The following is a 9,924-nucleotide window of genomic DNA, read 5'->3' as shown; positions in this document are numbered from 1 at the left end:
GCCCAGCATTGATCGCCTCGATGCCAAATTGCTCGAAATCCTTGCGCGCGACGCCCGCACCGGCATTGTCGCGTTGGCTTCGACATTGGGAATATCTCGAAATACCGTGCAGTCGCGTCTGAAGCGTCTAGAAGACGATGGTCTGCTGGTCGGCTATCGTCCGGAGCTCTGCCTTCCTCGAGCCGGAGCCTCGGTTCTTGCGTTCATCGGGCTCGAGATCGTCCAGGGCCGACTCGCGGCGGTAGTGAAGGATCTAATCGCGATTCCACAGGTGCTCGAGATCCACGCCACGACCGGCCGCGAAGACCTACTAGTCCGGGTGGCAGCGCTGAATCAGGCGGGGCTCCAAGACCTCATCGAACGGATCGTGGTGATCGAGGGTGTGGTGCACTCGACGACGACGCTGGCCCTGACGACTCCGCTCCCCTACCGCGCAATACCCCTGCTCCAGGAATTGACCCGCAATACTGGCTGGGGTCGGTCGGCGCCAGCAACCAAGGCGTAGAACACCTCTCATCCCTTCCGGAATGCAAGGACGGCGGCTGGATCGCGCCCAACTGGCGCAGGCACGTGCCGGTCTGAACCGTACACCCTGACGGTTCGTTTACATCGTCCTCGCGAGCCCGATGACGAAAAGGCCAGCGCCGCCTGCTCCGCCACCGAAGTGACCGACGTGAACCTCGGACCCCACGCTGCGTTGCTGACCTTTTCGTGGTACTCGGTGATCTTGATGCACGCGAACCCCGAGACCGCAGATGAATGCGCCGACCAACAGCGGTGGTGTCAAGTGCCGCGATGGCCCGCGCATCGCACGCATGGCCAGCACCACGAACAGCGAACTGAGAAGCAGCAGAACGGTGTTGATGACAGTGAAGTTGCGGTTCAGGGTTTCCTGCGAGTGCGCGAACAGCTACGGTTGCCTCGCTCGGTGGGGCAGGTAGATCGAGAAGAACACCGCGAACACGCACATCTCCCCGAAGATGAAGATCCAGACACCGGCTTCGCCAGGCATTTTCTTGACTCAGGGCTCGGGCTCGTCTTTCGTCAGGAGATTCGGCTCCGCTCGGAGGGGCACCGTCTCGTCGCGGGCCACGCTGTATCGAGGCGGCATGGCAGCTACGCCTTCGTCCACAGAAGCCAACGCAGATTCAGACTCACCGCTTTCGCGAGATCGCTCATCGTGATGTCGCAGCTGGCCTCAGTTCAGCGAGTTCCCGACGTACATCGGCGAGCTGCGCAGCCAGATCCTCGACCTCAAGGGGCCCACCCCCTGCGCCCTTGGGCGGTGGTGCAGCGTTCCACTCGCGTTCCTGCCGCGTGACGGACTTCAACATGACCACCGTGACAACCGGGACCCAGATTCCAAAGACGGCAACGGGTATGTACCAGGCGAAAATACCGTTGTAGGCCAACGGGCCGTCCTTGAAAAACACATTCGCAGATCCCGGTGTGAACATCAAAGCGGCCCAGAGGCTGAAATACCCGAACCATCGCGGCAGCAATGGCTCGGACCGACGATCGGACAACGTCGAGATGCCGATCCCCGCGGCGAAGATGACCGCCGTCGACACCAATCCAACAAAGGCCACCCAACCCATGTCATTCAGGTTGCGGACAAATTCCGCTGCCGCATCTTCGCGGTAGGCGCATACCAACCAGAAGAACAAGAGGTAAAGAAATTCAAGTGAGAAGAGAGTGCCACTGAGCATGACCACATACGGCCACGGCGAGAACCGTCCCTCAATTCTGCGCAGCGGGATGAACAGACCTGCCGACCATGGTACGAGCAGTCCAGCAGCGACCATCGAGATCAGCAGACCGAATCGGATCTCGGTGCGCTTTGCCGCATACATGTGCGCTATTGCCTCGGGCGAAGCTTGCGGTGATGGCGGAAAGATGAAGCCCGCAAGAACGCCAAAGCCCAAGCCGAACAGTGTCATCAAAATAATGCCGCACCACAAACAGCACCGCTGGGCCGAAGCACTCATGATCAAATCCCGTCCGCTTTGGGGCGCGGTCACTGCGACCACCGCTTCACCTACGATATGATCGTGCGTCGGCCGATCACTAGTGAAACAAACCAAACGAAGGTGCTCTGTTCTGGGCCCGTCCCCATTTGATACGGATCGCCAAACAGCTTGCCGTGTGCGAAGAGATGTTGGCGATTGTCCCCGCAAGGCCAACCGCTGAGGTAGATCGCGCGATCGCGAACTTCGAGGCAAGTGACCTGCGCTCGTTGCGGCACATCAGACGCGCCACCCAGAGCGACGCCGCTTCGAGTCGCGCCGCTTCGAGCTACGTCGGTTCCCCCGTGGGTTGGACACTGTGTGGATAGGAGTAATGTTGCAAATCGAATCATGGTGTCTGACACCGACATTCGGAATCAACGACAGCGCCGGACGTCCGCACACTACGCACGGCGAGTTGTGCAGGAGGAATTCTTCGCTCATGTTCTACGTCCCTCCCAGTCATCTTGGGCTATCGAACGGCTTGTGCAGCAGCCAGATCAGGTAGACCTCGCCTCAGCTGAATGGCGCGACTCCGAGTTCGCCGTCCTCGCAATGAGTTGAGCACCAAAAAATTCGGTGATTCGTGCAGCGGGGCCAAAGACTGCGTCAAGGGTGTATCCGCGCCGTAGATAACGGTGCAGGTCGTGCTCCCAAGTCAGGCCCATCGCTCCGCAAACCTGCAAGCAGTGCGAGCCGATGAGGCGGTGCGCGTGGCCGGCATAGGCGAGTGCGAGGTCGGCGCTCTCAGCATTTCCGGTGTCCCACGCATCCTCCAGAAGTGCGTCGGTTCCGGCGGCTAACGTACGAGCGTCCGCGAGCCTGTGGCGGACTGCTTGGAACGACCCGATAGGCCTACCGAACTGGGTGCGAGTTGCGACGTGCTCTATAGCCAAGCCGAGGATGCCGTGGGCGAGCCCGGCCATCTCGGCAGCGGCTGCACGCCTTGCCGACGTCCGCACGCCGTCGCGTAGTTGTCCATGGAAATCGGTGATGGTCTCCGCTTCGGAGTGCAACACCCTCCCGGTGATGCGGACCCACGAGCCCTCGGAATCGAGTGTGTTTGCCGGGCGAATGTCCAGCCCGGGTGCCGAACGGAGCGTGGTAATCGCAATAGCGGCCGGGGATTGTTCGGAGTGTTTGGCGGACCAGACGAGAAGTCGCTCGTCCATGTCTGGCGGGTTCATTGCCCAACCATCGACGATGATGCCATCCACATTGCATTGAGTGGGTGGCCGGAGATCTTGTGCAGGTGCCTGGTAGACCACGGCGTCGCAGCTGCCTGCCAATGGCGAACCGAGCTCGCTGAGCACGAGTTGATCGATGAGAGCGGTGCTGCGCGCCGCCCGCCCAAGTTCGTCGTAGAGGAGCGAGAAGGCCAACGGCGTCTCGGATACCAGTTCAGACCAGCCGAGGTCATCGAGTTCTTTGCCGATACTGTCGGACGCCGACTCGGATATCACGGCCCGCAGCGTGTCACGCAGGCTGCGTTCAAAATCGTTATCCACGAACGAACTTCACTCTCTGGGCAGGTTGAGGACACGGTCAGCGATGATTGTTCGCTGGATCTCAGCAGCGCCGCCGTAAATCGAGGCGGCGCGACTGTAGAACCACTCCGCGCGCCACTGCAAGACCCCGGGTTGTGTGTCGTCCAATGCGAAGTCAGGGCAGAGCAGGTCGCGGCTGGCGTCGTAGACCGCGTGCTCGGCGGTCGCGAGCAAGAGCTTGTCCATGCTGGCGGCCGGACCGACCGTGTCTCCCCGGGCAAGCGTCTGCACGGTGCGCGATGAGCGCGCACGCAAGGCTGCAATGGCCAGCACGGCCGCCCCCAGTCGTTCCCGGCGGCCGTCGTCGCCGTCACCGCGCGAATCCAGTTGGGCAGCCAGTATTCGAAGCCGGTTGGACAAGACGGCCTGGCGCATCCAGGCGTACATACCGCGTTCGAATTGCAGCAGGTATGTCGCCACTGACCAACCATCGTCGACATCGCCGATCAGATGATCTTGGGAAACCCGGACGTCGTGAAAGAAGACTTCGGACAGCTCGTCCTCGCCGTTGGCGAAGCGGATCGGTCGCACGTCGACCCCGGGGGCACGCAAATCCACCAGCAGCATGGTCAGACCGCGGCTTCGGCTTTCCGTTGTGCCGGTTCGGCACAACAGAACAATGTGATCCGCAACGTGACCGAACGATGTCCATATCTTCTGGCCGTTGACCACGAAGTCTCCGGTGGCGGCGTCGACGGTGGCGCGGCAACGCAGGCCGGCGAGATCGCTGCCCGACTCAGGCTCACTGAATCCCTGGCACAAAATCTCCTCGCCGCGTAACACGCCGGGGAGCCGGCGGGCGGCTACGTCCGGGGCGAAGGCGACCAGCGAAGGCCCCACTACTTCCAAGATGATGTTTTGCTCGGGTATTTCTACGTCCGCCCGGCATAGCTCGTCGTAGAGCACCGCGCGGTGTCGTATGTCGCCACCGATCCCCCCCACGGCGCTTGGCCAGCCGTAACGGTTCCAACCGGCTTCGTAGAGCGCGGCTATCAACCATGCACCGCGGCTGATTCGCTCTTCGAGCGAAGAATATTGATCGGCCGCGGACGGCTTGTCTTGTGCGCGCAACCAATCCGAGAGGCGCACACGATACTCTTCCGGCGTGAGCGTCTCGGTCCCCGAATCGGCTTGCGCCTGCAGCGATCCGGTCATATCTGGTCCGGCTCTCGCCGAAACGCAAAGGTGACCAGATCAGCCGCGGGCTGATGGACGACGGGCACGACGGCGTCACCCACTGCCGGCGGAGGATCGTCTAGCAGACCGATTACTCGAATTCCTTCGGGGAATTCGGCGACGCCAACCCCATATGGCGCAGCAACCAGACTCTCGGGCGGTTCGGCGAGTATTTGCGTTGCGAACACCAGTTTGGCTGGTCCAGCGAGCCAAAGGTGGTCGCTCGGCAGGCTGCACGCTGGACACGAAGCGGTCGACGGGAATTGCACGCGAGCACAGCGCGGACACCGCGAAGCCGCCAGCTGTGTCGGTTGCCCGATCGAGCCTGATCTGTACACCAATGTTTCGGCGGTCACCGTGAAAGAACCGCCACACAGGCGTTATGCCCTGCGCCCATAACGTGACTGACGCCAATCGACGCCTCGTTCACCTGTCGCATGCCGGCGCGGCCGCGTAGTTGCTGGACAAGCTCGTGTATCTGGCCGAGTCCAGAGGCGCCGAGTGGCTCTCCCTTCGACAACAGCCCGCCAGACGGGTTTATCGGCACTCTGCCACCCAGGGTGACGTCGCCGCTGCGTAGCAGCCGTGCTTCCTCCCCGGGCTTGCATAGCCCCAGATCCCGATATGCCAGCAGTTCCGATGCTGCATCGGTGTCTTGGCATTCCACTACGTCGATGTCTTCGGGTCCGATGCCCGCGCGTTCGTAGGCGATCGCGGCCGCCCGTTCGGTGATGTTGGTTCGCTCGATGGGGTAGGACGCCGCGGGCACGAACCAATCGTCTGGTCCACGGGAGACCAGACCGATGCTTCGCAGTCGGATCGGTGACTCGATGCCGCGGCGGCGCGCCATGTCCTCCGTCATCACGATCGCCGCGGCCGCTCCTTCGTTGGGAGCGCACAGCATGAGCAGTGTCAACGGTGCGCAGACCATCTTGCTGCCCAGAACCTCTTCTCGGGTGAACTCCTTGCGGTACATGGCATTCGGATTGTGAACGGAGTGTCGGTGGTTCTTCACCGCGACGTCGGCCAGATCGGTTTCCAGCACTTCTCCGCCCTGTAGCAACTCCTGTGCCTGGATGGCGAAGTACAGGGGATTGACGCCCAGCCCGCTTTCGATTTGCCACTGTTCGTATCCCGACCGAGCGATGAATCCGCGCGGCGCCTTCTCCACTCCGAGGCACAGCACGATGTCCGCCGCGCCGCTCGTGACCATGTTGTTGGCCAGGAACAGTGCGGAGCCACTGGATGCGCAAGCGGCTTCGACGTTGATGATCGGATTTCCGCCGCGGTAGATGCGGTCAAGGACGTTGTGGCCCTTGGCCATTTCGGCCCCGACGTTGGCGACGAAGGTAATGTCGATCTCCTGCGGTGCTACCCCCGCGTCGGCAAGGCAGTCGTTCACCGCGATGGCACCAAGCTCACGGTAACCGACCGGGAAGCGTCCGAACGGATGGATACCGACCCCGGCAATCACGGCCCCGCTCATGTGGCGAGACTCCAATGAATACAAGGAATCTCGACTCGAGGAGGCCTCAACGACAACTCTTGCGTTGCATTCAGTTCGCCACGGTCTGCTTGGCTCGGCGGTGCAGTCGCTCCCCGCAGGTATACCGCTCTTCTGACGTTCCCGCTGTTACTGCCGAATGGTGGTATATCGGATTGTTGGTCAGGCCGTTTGAGTTTTCGGGTTGTGGCTCGGGCGGCACCAAGACCGACCGACGCGGCGTTCCTCGACAGTCGTCGGTTGGGTACACGACAAGCCCACGAATCAGCCTCGGGAACACGACTCACCGCAAATTCGAGGCCTCGTCGTCTCATGGCACTAGCTCCCCTCGGGTGTATTGCACTGCAGGGCGGCCGTCACCGTACCGGCGACCGCCGTCGTGGTGTCATGGTTGAGCCGTCGCCGGCTGGGAGGCCTGGAATGACAGGGAGCACATCAACGCCGACTGAAGCGATCGTCGGCTGCGGGTCGCTCATGACGCCACGCTTGGGCGGTCACTTACCGTGTTGCGCAGGATTCCGAGTCCCTCGATCTCAGCTTCGACGATATCGCCCGGTTCCAAGAAACGGCCATCTTCGAGACCCACCCCAGCCGTCGTGCCCGTGAACACGACGTCACCGCATCGCAGTGCAACTCGCTCGTCGATGTAGGCGATGATGTCCTTGACCGGCCACACCATTGACCGAGTGTTGTCACGTTGGCGCTCTTCACCGTTGACCCGCAACACAATGTCGAAGGATGGCTGACAGTCGACGCCCAGTTCGCCCGGTGTGGTGATCCAGGGTCCCACCGGGGCGGTTCGGTCGAGCGCTTTCATCCCGAACAGATCGAACCCCCCGAGGCCCTTCGCATCGCGCGCACTGACATCGTTGCCAATGGTGAAACCCAACAGCGGGTCGGTAGCGCCGCCACTCATCACGACGACGAGTTCGACCTCGTAGTCCAGTTGTCGGGTGGTGGGCGGATACCTGATCTGCCCGTCCGGATCAGCCAGCGCCGAGTTCGGCTTCATGAACGCCGTGGGGTGTGCCGGGATGTCAGTGACCCCGAGCTTATCGAGGTGCGCCATGTAGTTGGCGCCCACTCCGAACACCCGCGCGGCCGGATCAACGGGGGGCAGTAGCCGAAACCGCCTGAGGGCAATCGCCTCTTGCTGTACCGCTACCGTCCCTTCGGCGGCAGCGGTCGGGGCCCACGTGGTGATGTCGCCGTCGATGCGTCGCACCGACTCGGTGCCCTGGTCGATCAGCCCCCAGAACGGGGCGTTGTCGACATCTGCGAAGCGTCCAATACGCATCATGCCCTCGCCAAGAGTTGATCAGTGTTCTCTACCAAGATATTTCGCAACGCAACCTCCGGAAGGCCCGCGTGGCGCAGATATTCGAAAGTATCGCGATAGCTCTCGAATGGCAGCAGCACCGGATAGTCGCTGCCGGGCACGATCCGATCGCTACCGAACGCGTCGACCGCGCACCGTAATGCGGCCTGCGAACCGTGGCCCATGGTGTCGTAAAAGAATCTGCGCGCAGTCTGGCTGGGCAGCTCGGGGAGGTCCGGTGCGGTCACCGGAAGTTGGTTATCCAGGCGGTTCAACAACATCGGCAACGCACCTCCGAGGTGCGGAATGACGAACCTCAGATTGGGGTACCGGTGGGGAATGTGCCGGAGCATGAGATGGAGGGCGATCGTGGTGTCTTCGAAGACGGTTCCCGCGGTCGGCGCGAGCGCCCACTCGACCACCAGCCGCGAGCAGAGCCCGTTCACGCATGGGTGAAAGAAGATTACCGCGCTACGACGATCGAGTTCGGAGTAGATCGGGTCAAAGTGCTCTGCGGCCACCGACTCGTCGAGACAGGAGCACTGCAGGGCCACTCCGATCATGCCGAGTCCGTCGAGGCACCGCTCGAGCTCGGCTAGCGACTCGTCCAAGTGCGGCAGCGGTAGCGCTGCGTACGCCGCAAGGCGATTGGGATACCGGCTGACCAATTCGGCGTGTGCATCGTTGACACACCTGGCAGCTCGGACAGCGCCCGCCTTGTCCGAGGTGTAGGGGGCGGACATCGCCGAAAGCAGCTGGCGGTCTATTCCGGCCTCGTCCATCAACGAGATCCGGACATCCTCCGTAGGAGCGACTAGACCGTTGCCGGTGCCGTACCCAGGGGCAGCGATACCGAGGTCAGCAAGGAGATCGTGGTATCCGGGGATGATGGTGTGAGCGTGCACGTCGATCGTCATCCGCTGCTCGTCGAAGGCTTGCAGAACATAACCAGCTCTGCCGTGGGCTGAACGTCCTCCCAGCCAAGGGGTGAATGACGAATGCCGCCTCGTTCTAAGGAAGCCATGTTCCGCGGTGTGGACAAGGGAGTCAGCGACATGCCTGTCCCGCGAGGTAGGCACTGGCCCGGCGGGCTGCGAGATGACCTGGTGCGCCGAACACTCCTGGGCCGGGGGCGCTGCCGGCGGAGCCGAGGACGAGCCCCTGCACGGGTGTCCGCCCGCCGGCGAGGCCCCAGGCGGGCCGCATCGGGCCGATCCGCGTGAGGTTGAGGTCAACGTGGAAGACGTTGCCGTTTCGGACCCCGAGTCTCGCCGAGAGTTCATCCGGGGTCTCGAACCAGCGTCCCAGCTCAGAGTCCAGGCCGTCGAAGAACTGCGCAAGCTTGGCGAGCACCTGCTTTTCTGCGACGGGTTGCACATACGGCCAACCCCCCGTTGCCACCACCGGGTTAGCAGCGATGTACACGTATAGCGAATCTTGACCCGGGGGTGCCTGCGACGGATCGGCAGCAGAGGTGACGGCGGCCCACAGGAGGGGATCCTCAGCAATGTCGCCACGAGCGGCGGCTTCGTACGACGAGCGAGTGCTCTGCTCGGTGCCCAACAACAGCGCCGCAGCCCTGATGTCCGCACAGTCTCTGCGCCGGAATCGTTCGTGCAGTTCGGCTCTCGCACCAAGTGCCAGATTCATTACGGCGGGCGCCGCGCCGTGCGCGTTGGACGGGATGGCGCGGACCCGGGCTCGTACCGACTCCCCGACGGCTTCAGCCGGCGCAAGCTCGATAAGCGCACGATAAGGGTCACAGGTGGCCACCACAGCACGTGCGGAGATCTCGGAGCCATCGGCGAGTACGACACCGCGGGTCCGCCCGTTGCTGACCAGAATCTCGCGAACCGCCGTACCCGTTCGGATCGAACCGCCCGATGCTTGCAGCCTTGCGGCGAGGTTCTCGCTCAGTCGTTGCATGCCACCTATCGGCCGTAGGACACCGACCCGGTGAAGCAGCGCCAGCATCAAATGCCCCAGCCCGCTACCTTCGGCAGCGACCGGACCGGCTCCACCGGCGAGCGCGAGCAAGGCACCCCGAACGACAGGGTGCTCGAACCGCTCGCACACCGTTGCCTCGGCAGGGCTCGTGACAAGCGGTAGAAGACCGCGGAGACCCCTTAGATTCCGCGTCGCCGAGGCAGCTGCCCGCGCCAGGGCCAGGGGTGAGGGCCGGGCCGGGTCGGCCGCCATCAACGGCAGAGCCACACCCAGGAGGGCGTCCAGGGTGCGCACCAGATCGCGGTAGGCTCTGCCGTCGCTTCGAGAGAACGCGTCGACCTCCCGAGCGGTCCGTTCTGCGTCACGCCAAAACGCGATGGACGCCCCGTCGGGATGCAGGTATGCATAAGACGGGTCAGCCGGGAC

At 62.9% G+C, this 9,924-nt stretch carries 8 protein-coding genes; 1 reads left to right on the top strand and 7 read right to left on the bottom strand.

Annotated elements, in window-relative coordinates; translation table 11 throughout:
* Positions 1 to 7: 7 nt before the first annotated feature.
* Positions 8 to 505, top strand: coding sequence for an Lrp/AsnC family transcriptional regulator (locus WAN02_RS08555; RefSeq protein WP_422263726.1), 498 nt, complete (start codon positions 8 to 10; stop codon positions 503 to 505).
* A gap of 670 nt (positions 506 to 1,175) precedes the next feature.
* Here the strand turns inward: WAN02_RS08555 and WAN02_RS08550 are convergent.
* The 7 genes from WAN02_RS08550 to WAN02_RS08520 form a co-directional block, all read right to left on the bottom strand.
* Entirely contained in the window at positions 1,176 to 1,940 is a 765-nt protein-coding gene (locus WAN02_RS08550) for a hypothetical protein (protein ID WP_422263725.1), read from the bottom strand.
* 566 nt (positions 1,941 to 2,506) lie between these two features.
* Positions 2,507 to 3,514, bottom strand: a complete 1,008-nt coding sequence (locus WAN02_RS08545; RefSeq protein ID WP_422263724.1) for an acyl-CoA dehydrogenase family protein — start codon at positions 3,512 to 3,514, stop codon at positions 2,507 to 2,509.
* Positions 3,515 to 3,523: 9 nt separating this feature from the next.
* On the bottom strand, positions 3,524 to 4,708 hold the full coding sequence (locus tag WAN02_RS08540; RefSeq protein ID WP_422263723.1) for an acyl-CoA dehydrogenase family protein: 1,185 nt from the start codon (positions 4,706 to 4,708) through the stop codon (positions 3,524 to 3,526).
* A 373-nt stretch (positions 4,709 to 5,081) separates the two neighbouring features.
* Positions 5,082 to 6,215 carry a thiolase family protein gene (locus tag WAN02_RS08535; protein ID WP_422263722.1) on the bottom strand — a complete coding sequence of 378 codons (1,134 nt, stop codon included), beginning with the start codon at positions 6,213 to 6,215 and terminating at the stop codon, positions 5,082 to 5,084.
* 490 nt (positions 6,216 to 6,705) lie between these two features.
* Positions 6,706 to 7,533 (bottom strand): fumarylacetoacetate hydrolase family protein, encoded by an 828-nt coding sequence (locus tag WAN02_RS08530; RefSeq protein WP_422263721.1) that lies wholly within the window; start codon positions 7,531 to 7,533, stop codon positions 6,706 to 6,708.
* The gene (locus WAN02_RS08525; protein ID WP_422263720.1) at positions 7,530 to 8,468 is read right to left on the bottom strand and encodes an amidohydrolase family protein; all 939 of its coding nucleotides are present in this window, start codon (positions 8,466 to 8,468) and stop codon (positions 7,530 to 7,532) included. The genes WAN02_RS08530 and WAN02_RS08525 overlap by 4 nt, the downstream gene beginning before the upstream one ends.
* A 130-nt stretch (positions 8,469 to 8,598) precedes the next feature.
* Positions 8,599 to 9,924 (bottom strand): phytoene desaturase family protein (locus WAN02_RS08520; protein ID WP_422263719.1); only part of this gene is annotated, 1,326 nt, incomplete at its 5' end.

The sequence above is a fragment of the Mycobacterium sp. genome (genome assembly GCF_049281135.1).
GTDB lineage: Bacteria > Actinomycetota > Actinomycetes > Mycobacteriales > Mycobacteriaceae > Mycobacterium.
The sequence above is the reverse complement of the archived record's forward strand: the minus strand, read 5'-3'. Positions and strand labels throughout refer to the sequence as shown.

Excerpts from the sequence above, each read along its gene's own strand:
- WAN02_RS08550 (WP_422263725.1), bottom strand. The coding sequence starts at position 1,940 with ATGACACTGTTCGGCTTGGGCTTTGGCGTTCTTGCGGGCTTCATCTTT.
- WAN02_RS08540 (WP_422263723.1), bottom strand. The coding sequence starts at position 4,708 with ATGACCGGATCGCTGCAGGCGCAAGCCGATTCGGGGACCGAGACGCTC.
- WAN02_RS08535 (WP_422263722.1), bottom strand. The coding sequence starts at position 6,215 with ATGAGCGGGGCCGTGATTGCCGGGGTCGGTATCCATCCGTTCGGACGC.
- WAN02_RS08530 (WP_422263721.1), bottom strand. The coding sequence starts at position 7,533 with ATGATGCGTATTGGACGCTTCGCAGATGTCGACAACGCCCCGTTCTGG.
- WAN02_RS08525 (WP_422263720.1), bottom strand. The coding sequence starts at position 8,468 with ATGACGATCGACGTGCACGCTCACACCATCATCCCCGGATACCACGAT.